This window comes from Proteus vulgaris, from assembly GCF_033708015.1.
In the GTDB taxonomy this organism is placed as follows: domain Bacteria; phylum Pseudomonadota; class Gammaproteobacteria; order Enterobacterales; family Enterobacteriaceae; genus Proteus.
This window is the reverse complement of sequence record NZ_CP137920.1, coordinates 2,868,987-2,885,402: the sequence shown is the minus strand read 5'-3', so window position 1 is coordinate 2,885,402 and position 16,416 is coordinate 2,868,987. Positions and strand designations below refer to the sequence as shown.

16 protein-coding genes and 1 pseudogene are annotated in these 16,416 nt (G+C 35.3%); 9 read left to right on the top strand and 8 right to left on the bottom strand.

Going from position 1 to position 16,416, the window contains the following annotated elements:
* Nucleotides 1–521: 521 nt before the first annotated feature.
* From SB028_RS13905 to SB028_RS13890, 4 genes and pseudogenes are all read right to left on the bottom strand, one after another.
* Nucleotides 522–1,877, bottom strand: a complete 1,356-nt coding sequence (locus SB028_RS13905) for a DUF726 domain-containing protein (RefSeq protein WP_069730281.1) — start codon at nt 1,875–1,877, stop codon at nt 522–524.
* Between the two features lie 190 nt (nt 1,878–2,067).
* Nucleotides 2,068–2,234 (bottom strand): annotated as a pseudogene (locus SB028_RS13900) (DnaB-like helicase C-terminal domain-containing protein); the annotation flags it as partial.
* 28 nt (nt 2,235–2,262) lie between these two features.
* Nucleotides 2,263–2,565 carry an IrmA family protein gene (locus tag SB028_RS13895; protein ID WP_286138837.1) on the bottom strand — a complete coding sequence of 101 codons (303 nt, stop codon included), beginning with the start codon at nt 2,563–2,565 and terminating at the stop codon, nt 2,263–2,265.
* 224 nt (nt 2,566–2,789) lie between these two features.
* Entirely contained in the window at nt 2,790–3,116 is a 327-nt protein-coding gene (locus tag SB028_RS13890) for a hypothetical protein (protein ID WP_286138838.1), read from the bottom strand.
* 657 nt (nt 3,117–3,773) lie between these two features.
* Between SB028_RS13890 and SB028_RS13885 the strand changes: the two genes are divergently transcribed.
* A complete protein-coding gene (locus tag SB028_RS13885; RefSeq protein WP_318859606.1) occupies nt 3,774–4,499 on the top strand; it encodes a hypothetical protein in 726 nt (241 codons plus the stop codon).
* 222 nt (nt 4,500–4,721) lie between these two features.
* Here SB028_RS13885 and SB028_RS13880 read toward each other — a convergent pair whose 3' ends face one another.
* The 4 genes from SB028_RS13880 to SB028_RS13865 form a co-directional block, all read right to left on the bottom strand.
* Complete coding sequence (locus tag SB028_RS13880; protein ID WP_318859605.1) at nt 4,722–5,759, bottom strand: hypothetical protein; 1,038 nt, start codon at nt 5,757–5,759, stop codon at nt 4,722–4,724.
* A 218-nt stretch (nt 5,760–5,977) separates the two neighbouring features.
* Nucleotides 5,978–6,835, bottom strand: coding sequence for a hypothetical protein (locus tag SB028_RS13875; protein WP_318859604.1), 858 nt, complete (start codon nt 6,833–6,835; stop codon nt 5,978–5,980).
* A gap of 339 nt (nt 6,836–7,174) precedes the next feature.
* Nucleotides 7,175–7,393 (bottom strand): DNA translocase FtsK, encoded by a 219-nt coding sequence (locus SB028_RS13870; RefSeq protein ID WP_318859603.1) that lies wholly within the window; start codon nt 7,391–7,393, stop codon nt 7,175–7,177.
* 50 nt (nt 7,394–7,443) lie between these two features.
* Entirely contained in the window at nt 7,444–7,821 is a 378-nt protein-coding gene (locus tag SB028_RS13865) for a hypothetical protein (RefSeq protein ID WP_318859602.1), read from the bottom strand.
* Between the two features lie 346 nt (nt 7,822–8,167).
* Between SB028_RS13865 and SB028_RS13860 the strand changes: the two genes are divergently transcribed.
* The 8 genes from SB028_RS13860 to SB028_RS13825 all read left to right on the top strand — a co-directional run bounded on the left by SB028_RS13860 (nt 8,168) and on the right by SB028_RS13825 (nt 16,370).
* Nucleotides 8,168–8,539, top strand: coding sequence for a helix-turn-helix transcriptional regulator (locus tag SB028_RS13860; RefSeq protein ID WP_318859601.1), 372 nt, complete (start codon nt 8,168–8,170; stop codon nt 8,537–8,539).
* Between the two features lie 125 nt (nt 8,540–8,664).
* Complete coding sequence (locus SB028_RS13855; protein WP_318859600.1) at nt 8,665–9,210, top strand: hypothetical protein; 546 nt, start codon at nt 8,665–8,667, stop codon at nt 9,208–9,210.
* A gap of 12 nt (nt 9,211–9,222) precedes the next feature.
* Nucleotides 9,223–9,711, top strand: coding sequence for a RadC family protein (gene radC, locus SB028_RS13850; RefSeq protein ID WP_318859599.1), 489 nt, complete (start codon nt 9,223–9,225; stop codon nt 9,709–9,711).
* 126 nt (nt 9,712–9,837) lie between these two features.
* Nucleotides 9,838–10,029 (top strand): helix-turn-helix transcriptional regulator, encoded by a 192-nt coding sequence (locus SB028_RS13845; RefSeq protein WP_218466327.1) that lies wholly within the window; start codon nt 9,838–9,840, stop codon nt 10,027–10,029.
* Between the two features lie 122 nt (nt 10,030–10,151).
* Nucleotides 10,152–10,973 (top strand): hypothetical protein, encoded by an 822-nt coding sequence (locus tag SB028_RS13840; protein WP_318859598.1) that lies wholly within the window; start codon nt 10,152–10,154, stop codon nt 10,971–10,973.
* Between the two features lie 198 nt (nt 10,974–11,171).
* A complete protein-coding gene (locus tag SB028_RS13835; protein WP_318859597.1) occupies nt 11,172–12,797 on the top strand; it encodes a DUF927 domain-containing protein in 1,626 nt (541 codons plus the stop codon).
* 189 nt (nt 12,798–12,986) lie between these two features.
* Nucleotides 12,987–14,930: an N-6 DNA methylase gene (locus tag SB028_RS13830; RefSeq protein WP_318859596.1), complete on the top strand. Its 1,944-nt coding sequence runs from the start codon at nt 12,987–12,989 to the stop codon at nt 14,928–14,930.
* 267 nt (nt 14,931–15,197) lie between these two features.
* Complete coding sequence (locus tag SB028_RS13825; RefSeq protein ID WP_318859595.1) at nt 15,198–16,370, top strand: hypothetical protein; 1,173 nt, start codon at nt 15,198–15,200, stop codon at nt 16,368–16,370.
* Nucleotides 16,371–16,416: the final 46 nt, after the last annotated feature.

The following is a 16,416-nucleotide window of genomic DNA, read 5'->3' as shown; positions in this document are numbered from 1 at the left end:
AATGCTATTAATGGAAGCTTTGTCGGTCTTAATAATGATTTTGCAGGACACTGGGCTATTGAACAGATAAAATTACGGTCTCAGTAAAGAATATTATTCCAATTCAATTTATAGATAGGCTGTTTTTACCGGAAATATTGAGCATGATAAATGAAATATCTTTCGTGACGGGGTCAAAGAAAACATTAAATGAATTAGCATTTGCTAAAAACCTCATTCATAGCCCAGTACCTTCATCTGTGGCAAACTTGCTAGAAATAGCAAGCAGTAATATTTAGGCTGCTGTTGGGAAGTTTCTCTGGCGGCTGGGTTTTAGTATTAGTTGTATTGTGGTACAGAACAATAGACAAACTGTAACCATTGAAGGTCACTTGCACAGTTCTTCATGCTTGTTATGTTGCTTGCTCTGGGGGGGAGTCCCCCCCTTATGCACGTATTATGCTTAGCTGACCTCATTTACAGGTGATTTTCTTATGAGCTTGACTGGTCAGCAGTTGTTACACTTCAAATATCTCAGTAAATTATCCTACAAAATTAATCAAAGAGTCATTATTTTTAATAATGCGGTCTCTGAGGATCTTTATTAAAATAACTATTGGAATCAACACTTGGGTTGCAGGCCCAGTAAAATGGATAGTTCTAAACCTATCTGTTACATCATAAATATCATTGAAAACGTTCACATCGATAAAATCATTGTCACTACCAATCAAATAAGTATCAATAGCATTAACAATTGCCTCACACTTATCCTTATTAATGCCGTTTGTTAATATTTCCTTTTTAAAATCATTCATCATTACATCAAGTATCATACTTTCTATTTCGAAATCTGCTTTTTCTTTTATATTTTTTATTCCAATTTCATCAGAAATGTCTCGCAATATTTCATTGTATTTAACACCATTCCCTCTTAGTTTGTTTACGATGGAATCTCCGCCCATCAACTGTATTTCATTTGTTAAAGCCTGGGTTTCAAGCTCTTTATTCGAAAAGGCACTATTTCTTTTATTTAATAATTTAGCTATTACCTCTCTTTCCTTGTTTGATGAGTAATATATTACGTTATAGAGAGATTCATCTTTCAAGCAGAACTCAATGGGTTTATTATTATTGACAACCATGACTTCTTTTCTTGAGTTGTTATTAAAATCCAAATGATTAATTATTTTATGAACATTATCCCAATAATCAAGATGACCTAGCAAGTGAAACGGTCTGTTCATAATTCTTCCTTTTAGTTCCTCATCAATCACAATCGGATGCGCGCCTATGCATTTTTCAAAGTCGGGCTTGATTTTTAAAACAAGATCGGCATCTGAGTGGATATTGTATATATTCCCAGATATCACGGTTAGTAATTTTTTGCATTCAACATTACTTAGATTTCTTGCACCTGCCATGAATATTAAATTATTTATATTTATACTTTTAAATTCATCACTCATTGCTAAAATAGACTCAATGATTAACCTAGCACCAAGAGAATGAGAATATATATTTATAGCCTCATATTTATTGCTATTTATTTTTAAAAAACGAACTAATAAAACGTAAAATTTATATTTCAAGTTATTGATACTTTGTTCGATCGCTTTAAATCCACCAATTTGAGATGATATAGCACTCACGGCTAAAAGATAGGGGTTTGGTTTTAAGGCAACCCCTAAAAGGTCTGCGACAGAGAAATTATTCAATATCGAACCGCTAGGCCAAAATGCGAAGATATTAGAATCACTTGTATTTACTTTAGCCACATGGTTTTTTAGCTTATCTCTATCACTTTCAGTTGAAGCGGCAGAGTAACCATGAATAAAAATATTCAAGGTATTCCCTTGCCCATTACCACAACGCTCAAAAAAAATATCCTCTTTCATGACATTCCTTTATTAATTCTGAAAATAGTAAAAACTTAAATATAATGGCATTTCAAATTTGAAATGCCATTATATTTAAGTTTTTAGATGGAATATATAGAGTAAGTAATGAGAGCAATCTGAGAGAGGAAATTGAGTAAGCCTGGGCAACCTGGCTAACAGAGTTAATATTCTTCGGATTGAGGTCACTGTAGTTATCAAGTCGTGACCGCTGAGCATTGAAGGGCTGGTGCATCGAATCCGATAGGTCCATTTCGCTACTTATCCAGAATGATTTCTGTCCCCTCCTTTGTGCTCACTGTTCTTGATGTAGACCTCGTCACGATAGATAAACATGATAAGGTCCGCATCCTGCTCAAAGCCGACTAATCAAAAAAATGGGAGATCATTTAATCTGCCACACGTCTCTTTGGTGAATAACTAAAAAATTATTTTTCGCCAGCTCTGGATTATTAGCCTGAAAAATCGATAGCGGTAACTCAACCTTACGCCCGTTTTGATCTTCCACCGCTTTAACCACTTCAAACTCAGCAACATCTTTACAAGGTATTTCCAATCTAGCAAAAGTGGCACTAGAGTCGCCAAAAGGTTCCACTTCCAGTACCGTATCCACTAATGCTTTTCCTTGCCCATCTTTCATTCTCAAGGTTATCTCAAGCGCACCAAACTCCGCGTGGTCTAGAACCATATGGTTACCGCCATTATCGAGGGTAAAGAGTAGCTACAGTAACCTTGGTTAATAAAATTTGAGCTCGTATGTGTGATACTTGCATAACACTGTTGCTCTTCAGCCAAGCTAAATGTGCTCACTACCAATAGCCCTATCGCAAATAGGCTTTTTATCTTATTCATTACGTTATCTTCAGTTACCTTTTATCGTTCTCGCTACCGCCATTGATGGCAGCGAGAATATTATTTATTGTTGATTGGTTGCAACCCACCTTTAGTACGGTCTTTTTCTTTCCAGCGTGGTCGGTTCTTGCCTGAGAACTCTTTTTGCATACTCCAATACCCAATGGGGTAACGGGCTACAATCGTCCCGCCAACACCAATATCGACCGAAGAGTACTGACCATTATTAATGGTTCCTTTTTGAACGTAGGCATTCGGGCTACAAGTGCCCGTATCGCGTTGTTGCCAGTTTCCGCCAGTTCTTGCCACGATATAAAAATCACCAAATGCGCAACCTGATGCGGATTTATGATTCAGTACAGCAACATAATGCTTGGTTGAGCCCACGATCTTACAACTACTGTTTTAGCTTTGCCACGTCGTTCTCTTTTACTGATAACGGTTTGGTTTGTCTTGCTATTTTTGATTTAGGCGCCTCAAAAACGATAAAGGTTAACGAGGTGCCTATCAAGGTGCCTAAGATGACTGGATTTAATTAGGTGACATCAGACTGCGCAGGACATAAAAAAGCCCGCAACTCATTGAGTTAGCGGGCTTTTCAGTCTTCTTTGGACGTCCTTAGAAGATAATTTGGTGGCTGGCGTAAGTTGAATTTAATTTTTAATTTATTGATATTAATTGTTAATTTTAAGTTCAACTTTATTTGTATAACTAAACGTATAACTATAACTCAAAATCATCAATATGATTGTTTAAAAAAGCATGCAAGAAATGTATGATGAATTTAGTTAATGTGTATTGATATTGCTTTGAATTTTGTTTATGAAACCATATTCTACAATGATAGTGGTATTATAATTATAATAGAAGAAACCTTGAATTACATTTTGGTTCGCTCTAAATATAGCTTCTGGCTGAACCTCGTCAGTCGCCGCAGGTCTGGGTTCTTCAAGGTTTTAGGTATCATTCTATTAATTATTTGTTTATAGCAATGTAGGTTGAATATATCTAAGGCAAGAATTCTATTACCATGGGAGCAGCTCTATGCTATGGAAAGTTGTTCGTATTGATTTCACTGAGCGTTGTGCTTGTGTTTTCGGTAGCAAGACGCACTATATCACATCAGGTAAGGGATATGTCGTTGTTGATAATGAAGGTAACGAAGGGTTCTCTGGTCCTAATTGCGCGCGCAATCCTGATTATGTTAGTAATCCAGAGGAAAAAGTTCCTGATCTGACGAAGGGATGTTTAGAACCTGACAGTGAAGATGATGGGGCAGCATCAAGTTCTCGGCTTAAAGGTAACGACGGGAGAGTGAGAGCTGCTTCTACAATAGATGAACGTGGCAAACAAAACGCCATCGCATATCTGTTATTGCGTGTTAAAAAACTTCAAAGTATCCCTAAAATTAAATACAGTAAACTCGATGCTATTTATAAGCGATACCAATTGGCTAGCTTAACAGATAGCGATTTTATTTTTCTGCAAAAATTAATAGGCAGTAACTCTTTTCCAGAATATTCGCTTAAAAATTTGCAGGCTCTTTATGCATGCGAATTTTGGATCAATCAATTTATTCAAGATAATCAGGAAAAAGATTTAAGCTATGTTGAAAGTCTGCGGAGTTATCTTCATGAGAAACTAGCATTGACTCCGTCTCAAATTGCTGGATTGAATAAATGGTTCGATAATACCGATGGGCGAAAAATGGTCAGATTAAAACCTAATCCATTTGCTATCGATCCAACAGTGTATTGGAAGAAAGAATGACCTAGGATTTTTGATTCATTTGAGACGTAATTACAGCTTATTCTGGTACAGAAACATGGGCTAGAGTATTAGTTTGGTTTAGCTGGACTCTGGCATTGGGAGAAAGTTAAGAGGCCGATTACACCTGATTATGACAGAACAGTCAGGTTTCATCGTGTCTTATAGTAGGCATTGTGACATCAAGTCGTGGGTAATACATATAAAGTAAGTTTCTGTTACGGCTTAGTCATCTTTTGTATGAAGATGATAATGATAACTGCATAAACCACTATTATCTTGATCGTCTTGTTTCAAATGCTCACCACAGATACTACATTCTTCATAGTCTAAAGTCGCATCGCACCAAACGCATACTTGTTCTGCGATTAAAAATGTGTCGTGTCCACATTGGAAGCAACTCTCAATATTCGAGTCCTGACCACTTCGCCAGTCATAATCGTCTTCATCATAGAGTGCTTGCATGAGTAATGGTGTGATAAGGTCTGTATACCCGCAGGCAAGACATCTATATTTAAATTCGTCCTCGTTGCTTTCGACACTGTACCCACCGTCAAGACTATCGTTTGAAGCAGCAAGTAAATCTGAATGGCACATGTTGCATTTGCATTCTGGTAGGAAACGTTCCATATGTTTAGGAATATCGGCAGAAGACCATGACACATTGCATTCTTTGCGTTTAGCCTCGTAAAGAGAGTTATGTTTAAGCATAATTTCCCAAGAACTACCTAGTAATGGGAGTGGTGCTTCTCCAAGTTGCTGTGTAATGAAGTCACTAAGCACAGGGAAAAGATCTGCAACAAATCCAGCAATTTCACCCAAAGTATTTTCTGGATGCAAATGTTCAAGATCATTTCTGCAATCCTGAAGTTGCTTGATTGCTTTCCAATCCACCTCAATATCAAAACCCTTGAATCTATGCCTGATTGCTTCTGTATCAATTGTAGTAGATCTAAAATTGCCATCTGGAGTCCATTCAACACCACCATTACCATCAGATCGAGGAAGTATTCTCGGTGGATTATATATCAGGGTATAGGCATCCTCCGGTTCATCAACAGATGTTGCGATTTTGTATTTGAACAAGAGAAGCATTCCTGCAAACAGATTTCTTACAGAAGACAATGCTCGTGCTGGATTTCCACCATCTTCAATTTTTCGCTGGGATAGCTCAAAATCCTCTATACCAAGTTGTATAGAGAGCAGAGCGTTTTCACGTAATTTTTCTGCATCTAGTGTGGGTAATACTTTCTCGTTTGCCATTAATAGTTTCCAATTATCAAAATAATGAACTTAAAATACATTAGTAAGGCGTTTGGAGTGAGGATAGTTGAGTCGTTTTTACAGCCATCCGTCGATACTCTCTGCCATCCAGGTTATAACGATGGCGACAAAATGCCTATTTCTCGTTTTTAGCATACTATCATATTGATTAAAATATCATCATTTTTGCATAGGTAGATTTTAAGTTTGCTAAAAGGTCACTTTAACCATTCACTTACTGTAACCCCACTTGGCGGGATTAGTCCTTTCTCTTCAAAGTCTCTCCGGATAGCACTATGGGTATTTTCTAAGAAAGGGCGAGGATTTTCTGCTACTTTATCGCCATATTTTACTAATAATAGATTTTTAATAAATTCTGATTTTAAATTTTCAGACTTTTTAGATTCAGCTTTAGGAGATTTATTGAAATATTCAGAATTGTCAGCGTGTTTGGCTTTTAGGGGGCGTTTGTCCTCAATTAATTCACCTCCTTTATTTAATAGAGTTAATTCTTCTGCTGTAATTAAAAATTGCTCCTGACATATTGTAAGCTCATTATTTAAATAAATGTTATTTATTTCTATATTTTCTGTGATAGTGAACTTTGTTTTTGTTCTTGGCAAATATAGATAATTTGGCTGTATGAAATCTTTATCGGAGCAATCTATATTTTTTACATCAAAAAAAGGTATGGCTAGAAGACCTGTAATGGTAGTTCTACCTATTTTATTGCTTTTAGGACCATACCGAGTTAATAGTTTTGTATTAACTGTTTTATATATCACGCTGATCATTTTGTCGTAATCATCTTCATCTTCATCTTCATCTTCATCTTCATCTTTCTTTTTATCTTCATTCGGTATACTTTTATCAATATAATTTATTGAAGGAGAAAAACATTTTTTTACTAATTCATCATTATTCTCTAATTCCTCAACTGAACACTCAGATTTAGGTGCTAAAATGCATAATTCTAGTAAACCAATACCTGCATAATGGAGAAGGTCATCTACATCACATTTTAACTTTTTAGCTGCTATAGCTAATGGGTAGTAGTGTCTTTCTGGTAGCGCCATCACATCCTCACATCATCTTAAATAGTTGAAGATAGTTTACTGTGTTAGATGGGTTTTTCTATTGTGATGGAGATCTCATTTTTGTTATTTTATCAGGCGATCACACAAAAAATCGCTGTTATAGCCTTCTATTAATTAATCTCAAGTTCTGATATTAATTTTCGCAATAAAAGATTGATAATTTTTAAATACCGATTGAACGACATTTAAATAGTCGAATCTATTTCATCTATTTTTATTAATTTGTTGTATCTGCTTGTCGCAATTTTTTGAGCGATGTTTTTCTACCGAAATAGAATAGGAATAAGGTATAGCATCAGCGATGCCTCCTGTGCCACTTTACTCATAATTATCCTCCATGAATTTATTTCTAATATGGCCCTCTCTTTCTAGCATATCAAGGATATTAGCCGCACGATTGTAACCAATACGAAAATGCCGTTGTATTTTAGAAATAGAGATATCAGTAAACTGATTTTGAGTTATCCATTCCCTAGCTGATTGCATTAAAAAATCTTGCTGATCATGTTTTTCCATAAGTTTTAGAAGACTATGCATAATTCACTCTCAATTATTCAATTGTTCCTGAATCTAAACGGGTGAAAACACTACAGTCCGTATACATTGATATAAAACTGATTACTATCATCAGTTTTCTGTATTTGGTATGTAATTGGGATGCTTCTTTTTTCTCGAGCAGCTCTGTGCGAAAGTTCTAAATCAGCCGCGCATTGATAAATGTTTAATTGCGAATTATTGCCCGTTGTTCTGATATTTATTACTGAAAAATTGACATCATTAAATTTAGTACCAACAGGAAGTCCCATTCTTACCAACGCATTATATAATGCTTTTTGTCCATGATTCTCATGGGCAATTTTAACGACCAATTCACGAGCGTCTTCACTATTGCATTTTGGTGTTCCAGCATCGCAGCCTGTTAATATAAATAGTGTTAGAAATGATAAAGCAGAAATTGTTTTCATTTTTATAATCCTTAATAAATAATCAAATTTTTATTAATAAATCGCCATAATTGATATGAGCGTTTTTATAATTTTCCCTGATGTCAGCGATCGTTATTTCTCCATTATCAACGATGTGATAAGCAGCTGGACTTTTCTTACAAGGCTGACCCGCATTAGCGGTCAAACCGCAATATTTACACTTAGTCAACGTCTTCCCTTCCTTTTAAAGATACGTTTTTAGTAAAAATGTCCATAAGCGAGTATTTAATGGCATTATTACACTAATGGCGATGTTTATACAAGTGTAAACGTAGACGAAAATTCCACTTACTAGGTAAAGCGTAACCTTAAGGTAGGTGGTTCAATGTCAAAACTCACGGTAACAGAAGCCGATAAACTGATCGGAAAGCGTATTCAGCAGAGGCGTAAGGAGAAAAAGCTAACGGCGGCTAGCCTCTCTGAAAAGATTGGGGTTTCACAGCAGCAGCTCTCTCGCTATGAGAGGGGAACCAATAAGATTAACGTGACTCACTTAATTGATATTGCTACTTATCTGGACACACCGATTAGTTGGTTTTTTATTAGTCATGACGAAGAAAGCAGACAAGAACCTGAAAAGGTATACCAGAGTGTAAAAACTGAAGAGCTAAAAGCTCAACTAGATTTGTTATGGACAAAACTTTCTAGTGAACAGCAACGTGCCTTTATTGTGCTTCTTGATAAGTTAACTAATTGATAATAATAATTATTTGTATTTAGGTGTTGAATTTGATATAATACTAAAAGTGGTAAATATCATATTTATTTTATATTTCCACTGACCAAAAACATATATTCAAAATCAAGCAAAGGTATTATCTATTGAGATTTAATAGAGGGTTGCGTGCGTCTCAACAAGGCCACTTAGACTGTTTGTGTGGTATATATAGCTTAGTTAATACACTGGCTTATTTATATGATGGCCGGATAAAAAGAAAACCGCTAATTAATGCATTACTGCTAGAATATAAATACCATTATGACATTTATGATTTAATGACATCTGGATTAGATGATGATGAAATGGACTATCTAATTCAATCGACCCTTCAGCAGGGATATTATCTTAAGCACTACCCTCTAATAATCAAAAAACCTTATCAACACCAAATTAACCTCCGCACCAAAAATATCATAAAAGATATAATCACTTTTATTAATAACAAAGATAACCTTTACCAACGAGTGATATTAATTGGAACACAAGAGCACTGGTCAATTATTATTGGTGCGGATAATAAGTATTTCTATTTTTTTGATAGTAGTGGCAACGTAAAAGCGCAACAAGACTCCTTCTCATTAATTCCTCAAAAAACACGCCACACACTATTCCCTACAGCAATCTATTTTATTGAACGACCGTTTTAGGTAGGGCGAGCTATGTTATTTCAACCAACTAAAGACAAGGGCTATTACACCATCAACAAGCCCGTTACTGAACAAGATATTTTGAACATTGCCAATACGCTACTAGCCAGACGATTTAAACGGCGTACCAAACTAACCTCACCCAACCAAACTCGTGAATATTTTAAATTGAAGCTGGCATCCTATGAGTACGAGGCATTTTGCGCCATGTTTCTGAATAACCAGAACCAAGTGCTAGCGTTTAAGGAGCTGTTTCGAGGAACGATTAATGAAACTGCTATCTACCCTCGAGAAGTCGTCAAGCAAGCACTATTGTTGAATGCTGCCGCTATCATTTTTGTGCATAACCATACAAGCGGCGATCCTGAGCCTAGTCAGGCCGACAAGCACATTACGTTAAAGCTGAAATATGCGCTTGAACTGGTGGATATCAGGGTATTGGATCACTTTGTTGTGGGCGGTACTGAGAGTGTCTCATTTGCAGAAAGAGGTTTTTTATAACCATTAAAAATCAATGTGATGGGGTGATTTTTTCGTAAAACTACAATTAATTTCGTAAAATTACCATATCAATTTTTGATTTAAGGATAATTAGTGTCACTCAACAACAAACAGAGGTAATCAAAAATGAACGTTAAGAACACAATTAAGATTGTCACCATGAGTGAAGTAATGGAAATGCTAAATTATAAAACGCGCAATTCTATTTATTATTTAGAAGCTAAGGCTAATTTCCCGCCTCGTATTAAGATCGGTATTCGCCGCGTTGGTTACGACTTTGAGGCAATTCAACAGTGGTTACAGTCTCGGACTATGTAATCTATGTAATACACCACCGATATCCAGATAAAGCATAAGCAACGGAAATAATTAATTATTTCTGTATGGGATTTATTTGTCTGGATTTCAATAAAAACTAATTATCCTAAAAGGAAAACAATATGAGTTTTATTCATAATGATATTCGTCATTCTTATATTCAATCAATATTGAAAGAATGTTCATATTTTAAAAATAAAAAGCAATTAGTAGATTGCCTTAAAGAATTAGAAACTCGTCATAATTACTTATCTAACAGTAAAAGTAAGAAGGCAAATAAATTAGCAAATAAGTTAGCCAATTGTGATATTGGAGTTTATTGTAAAAGTGCTGCCTGTCCTATTTGTTGTCATATAAACAAAACAGCAATGGCAAAAGATATCGTGGCAAATTTAGAGCAATTTAATGATATACGCTTTGTCACTTTAGTATTTTTATGTGATTCATTAGAAGATGGAGAATTATTAAAATATGACATTAATAATCTAATTAATAAGTTCTATAAAAAGCTTCAACGGATTGGCTATAACGGTATTGCGATTGGTTCGCTTGAAGCTGATTTTCATTCAGATAGTAAGCGCTGGATACTTCATTTTCATCTATTGATGGAATATGACGCTGAGGCATTCACAAAATTACGCAATTTTATGAAACGTCCTAAAAATATGAATGCACGGGATGGTGTTAAGAATCGCCCTATGCATGTAGGGATGTTACGTAATCCAGAGAAACAGATTACTTATATTTTTAAAACTCAATGGAAACGTATCGAACTTTATCAGGGATGCGATGGACAGCGCCGTACCAAAGATTATCGCTTACGTAAAAAACAGTTCATTCAAGCTCTAATTAAATTAGATAGCGTAGGTCTATCTGGACTGAAGTTTATGTATGGCATTACACATTCTAAATCTGGATTGTCATTGAAACGTAATACTAAATAGCCTCAAAACTATAGCTATAGCCTCCGTAGATGCAATAACTCTATGGTTAGACAGATCTAATCCACCAACACTGATCAGTTTATGGCTATAGCTACATTCATATTTATGTAATTAATTTTTTATTGGTGATTAAGTGATAGGTGATACAGACGGCCTATCACGTTTACTTGAACATGTTACCTTATAATGGATTTTATTATGAAAAAATTTAAGCCCGTAGTTAAGCTATTAGCTCGTTCTGTTATGAAAAGCAGTGCTGATGAATCGTTTTTATTAATTGAATATTCTAGCCTTGATTTAGGTATGACAAAGCTAATTATCCATACTAATTTATTAGATAAGCCTCGTGAGTTTTTTAGCTTATTAATCTCTAAAGGATTTCCTGCCAATGTAGATAAAAATGTGCGTAAGCAGCTAATTGATGAGTTGTGCGAACATTGTGACAACACATTTATTCTAACTAAAAAGCCCGGATTTGTTGGCGATTCTTATGTTTCACCGTGTGGAAAAATATGGGGAAGCGATGATAAGTATGGTCCGATAATACAGCCTGAGTATCAAAATAATCTACCAGCAGTCAGTAAAAAGGGTAGCCTCCAGAACTGGCAGGATAATTTAGCTGTTTATGCTACTTATAGTTCACGTTTGATGCTTGGTTTATGTTCGGCTTTTTCTGCATTTTTGTTAAAGGATACGGGAATAGAAAGTGGCGGTTTTCATGTTTTTGGAATGAGTTCTCTAGGGAAAAGCACTGTTTTACTCTTTAGTGCCTCAGCCTATGGTAGCCCTGAATATGTCAATACGATGAAGTTTACTGACAAGGCAGGGCAAGAGCTAGCCCAAGCCCATAATGACGCTTTATTGTGTCTTGATGAATTGAAACTCGCGGACTCTAATCCTAAAAAAGCTGCGGAAAAAACTCAGGGAGTCACTTATGTCTTAGCGAGTGGCCGCGGGACTAAATACTCAAAGAATTATGAAAAGCAGAAGGGGAGCGATGAGTGGCGTGTTATTTTTCTAAGTGCAGGAGAACGTAGTTTAAAACAACACGCTGCTGATGGTGGAATCTCTCGTCTTGAGGGGGAAGAAGCTCGTGCTATCGATATTCCTGCGGATACAGGAAGTGGTCACGGTATTTTTGAAACAATACCAATGGAAGTGGGTTCTTCTAGCGAATTAGTACAAAACATAGCGGTGCTGTGCAATCAGTATCACGGTACAGCCCAGTATGCATTTTTGAAGAAATATGTTAGTCAACGCAAGGCTAATCCTGAAAAAATGAAGCAGTACTTAAATAAACGTATTGATTTCTTTATGAAAAAGCATAAGGTTGATAAAAACAATGGAGTAGAAATACGCACGGCTAAACGTTTTGCCTTGACTTATGCTGCGGGGGCTTTGGCCGCTAAATACAAGGTATTGCCGTTTGATAAGAAAGACGTCATGAACGGGATTTCTCGTTGTTATCAGGATGCCCGTGCCTATTTGAACGAGGGGGCTGTTAAATCCGCTCCAAAGGTTGTTCGCATACCAGATGAGCTGCTACCTCTGCTTTCTACTGTTGATGTTATGGATTTGGATAAAGATAAGTCTCTTTCTAGTGATGAGATTGATGAACTTGCCGTCTTTAAGAAGAAAATTGATGGTGTGAGCGTATTAGCTTTAAAAAGTGATGTTTTAAAAGAGATTGAGCCCGATCGCCAACAACGGAAATTGCTGTTGGAGCACTTGGCCGCACAAGGAATGCTGCTGCGTGATGCCACGGGAAAGAATACTCGAGCAGTACGTAAGGGCATGGGGCGGAGGTATTGTTTGCAGATATAGTACCCGTAACATAATCAAAGTATTTATTAAATGGATAGCCACTATGAATTTTATAGTGGCTATGTTTGCTCATTAATATACATACTCTTTTAAACAGTTTATGTTTTGTCTTTTGTTGAAAACAGTTGATGTTTTTTTGTCTTGTGTTAAAATAATAACCTATTGAGTTTATTATAAAAGGTAAGATAAATGCTTGAGAAAGCCCTCGATGTTGATATAGAAATGCATCAAGTATATTCAAGAATTAGAAACTATTTAGCAGGAAGGGTCATTGGAATAACTCGTGATAAAACTCTCTTGCATGAAGTTGTAAAATGTTTGTTTTGTAAGGTGAAATTTTCATCTCAAAATATTGATGTCAGTAATGAGCCTGCTGAGCAAATAGCTCTTTTATATAGAAGAGAGTTTTTAAAACTTAAAGTTCAATTACCGCATATATTTGACGATGATGAGGAAATTTTATTAGATCCCTCAACCATTCAGTATGTTGATAAAGAATTATCTTATATAGATCTCACTAATCCATCAAAAGATCCTTTAGGTGAATTGTACCAAAGTTTTATTAGTTCAGATTTGAGAATGGCTGAAGGGCAATTCTTTACACCTCATCAGGCAATAGCATGGCTAGTCGAAGCAATTGAACCTAAGCCTGGTGAAAAAATTATTGATCCTGCATGTGGGCCTGGTGGTTTTCTAAGTTATTCCGCTCGATATTTACTTAATAAGGGTGTAGAAAGGGATATCATTAATGATTCTCTATATGGAATAGAAAAGGACTCATATTTAGCAAAACTTGCTAATGCTCATATTGCATTAGTAACGTTAAAAAAATCGAATATATTTTGTGCCGATTCTATTGAATGGAAAACTGAAGGTGGAGAGAAATTAAATATTCCTGTAGAAAATAGCTATGATATCGTTTTAGCAAACCCACCATTTGGTGCAAAAATAAAGGTTGGTTCTGAAGAGGTAAGAAGAAAATTTGAGCTGGCGCATAAGTGGTCTGTAAGTAAAGATAATGGTAAGTTAATTAATACAAATGTGCTAAAAGCTAATACACCCCCACAGATTCTATTTATAGAACTTTGTTTGAGTCTATTAAAGCCAGGCGGACGTATGGGGGTGGTAGTACCCGAAAGTATGATATCTAATTCATCTACAAGTTATGTTGTTCAGTTTATTCGAGATCATGCAGAAATAAATGCAGTGTGTGGAATGCCTGAGAGTTTATTTAAAACTAGTGGTAAAGGTGGGACTCATACTAAGACTTGCTTATTAATTGCAACTAAACGAAATAATAAAAATAATTCATTAATTTTTATGGCTGAGGCAAAATGGTGCGGTCATGATAGTCGAGGGAATTCTATCCCACATAATGACTTACCTCATTTACTAAGAAATTATCAAAATGGAATCCTGGAGAGAGACTTTTCTAATCTTGGGTATTACATTAATGATAAAAATGTTATTGATAATATCCTTGCTCCACGTTATTACGATCCTGATAGTCAGAATGAAATTGATAAATTAGAGTCGACACACGATATTGTGACAATTCAATCTTTAGTAGATAAAGGTGTGATTGAGTTTTCTACTGGCGATGAGATAGGGAAATTAGCATATGGTACTGGGACAATTCCCTTTGTGAGGACTTCTGATATAACAAACTGGGAAATAAAAATAGATCCGAAACAAGGAGTTTCAGAAGAAATATATACAGCCTATGCAAAAAAACAAGATGTCAAGGAAGGTGATATCTTAATGGTAAGAGATGGAACCTACCTAATTGGCTCATGTGGATATATTTCTAAATATGATGAAAAAATTATTTATCAAAGTCATTTATATAAAATAAGAGTGAGAAAAAAAGAGGTGATGTCACCTTTTCTTCTTCTTGCCTTGCTTTCATGTGATCCTGTAGTAAAGCAAATTAAAGCGAAACGTTTTACTCAAGATATTATTGATACGCTAGGTAAGCGAGTTTATGAGCTACAATTGCCAATACCTAGGTCTAGGGAACATAGGCATAAAATTGAGCAAATGGTTAAAAAATCTATAGAAGAAAGAATTGAAGCTAGAGAGTTAGCAAGAAGAGCTAAAGTTGAGATCATTTTTCCATTATTGGATATTTAATTTTATATTATGCTTTGAAATACATGGTTTCTAACAAAACACCACACATTGTTGTGTGTGGTGTTTTTTTCAAGTGAGTTGGTTGAGTTATTCTCTATCTAGACGTCTTTATGTGTTTTTTAATCTACTATTCTTGCGCTTAGTGTGAATATTTAAATTTTTATAGTGAATAATGTACCAAAGTTTCTGTCTCTTTTCTTTTTTATGGATAAAAATTCAGTAGTGAGGTAACTTAATAGTTTTACTCCTCGGAAGGATGTTAAAGCTATGAGTTTGGAATATCGACTGAAAGTAGCATTAGAAAATGAAGAGCGGCGTACAGTAGGGGGCTCTTTTGGAGGTTCGCATAGTGGGGGAAGAGCACTTTCGTTTTCTGTATCGTCAGTTAGACAGTTTTTATTGCTTAATATAAATAATAATGATGATGAACTTGCCATATTATTAAATAATTTTAATCAATTATTAATTGAATCATCAATAATAAATAATACTTTAGATAGTTTGATTAGATTTAGTTTTTTGATTGAGCTAACTAATCTAAGTGTTGGCTCAACAAAAATGAAAACCAGATGGCTTTCTGGGCTAATATTGATGCCACAATTAGGCTCATTCGAACCAATTCGAGGAGAGTTTATACCGGGAAATGATCCCCGAGCTTCAACGTTTGAAGAATGCGTTTTGATTTTTAAAAATTGCATTCAAGATATTATTGAAAAAATTTCCTCTGGAAATATAACATTAACGTTTTTGACGCAGTTATTTAAAGTTAGAAGTGTCCCTTATGAGTTTTTGTTTGACTATTTAGAGCCTTCTAAACCTCGGGTTCATACACCTGATAATATTGTATGGATTTTTAACGAAGATATATCTTGGTTGGTTAAGGTCAGACCAATATTATACAGTGTTTTGCAACAAAGCATAGTAAACAAAATTAAGACCAAAACATTTAAAACAGATCGTGCTTTAACAGGGAGAGATAAAACTAATCGAGCAAAACGGTGGGAGGTTCTTTTTGGTGACTTTCAGTATGCGAGTTTAACTGATTGCTGGAGTGTTGAACGAAAACTTCTTTCTGAATTAATTGGTTTTGATAATTTTCCTCAAGATGTAATTCAATTATTAAATCAAAATGGATTAGTCAGTGGTTTTAATCACACTCGGTGTCCTGTAACTCTTGAAAGATTAAATTATTTGACATTGTTAAATGATGTGGTACATGGCCGAGCTGAATATCAGGTAGGGCATTTATATCCCCTGAAACGAGGTGGCTACCATAATGGAGTCAATGTTTGTTGGCAGTCTGCAAATGGTAATCGTATACAAGGAGATTTGACTATAGATGAAACCGTTAACTTGCTAGACTCTATATTTAATAATAGAAGCTCTTTGAACCAATATCACCAAGACTTTATTTCTAAAGAGCTAGAGGTTCGAGGATAATTTTTATATAACCTTGCTGGTAAGACGTTATTGCTAGCAAGGTTAT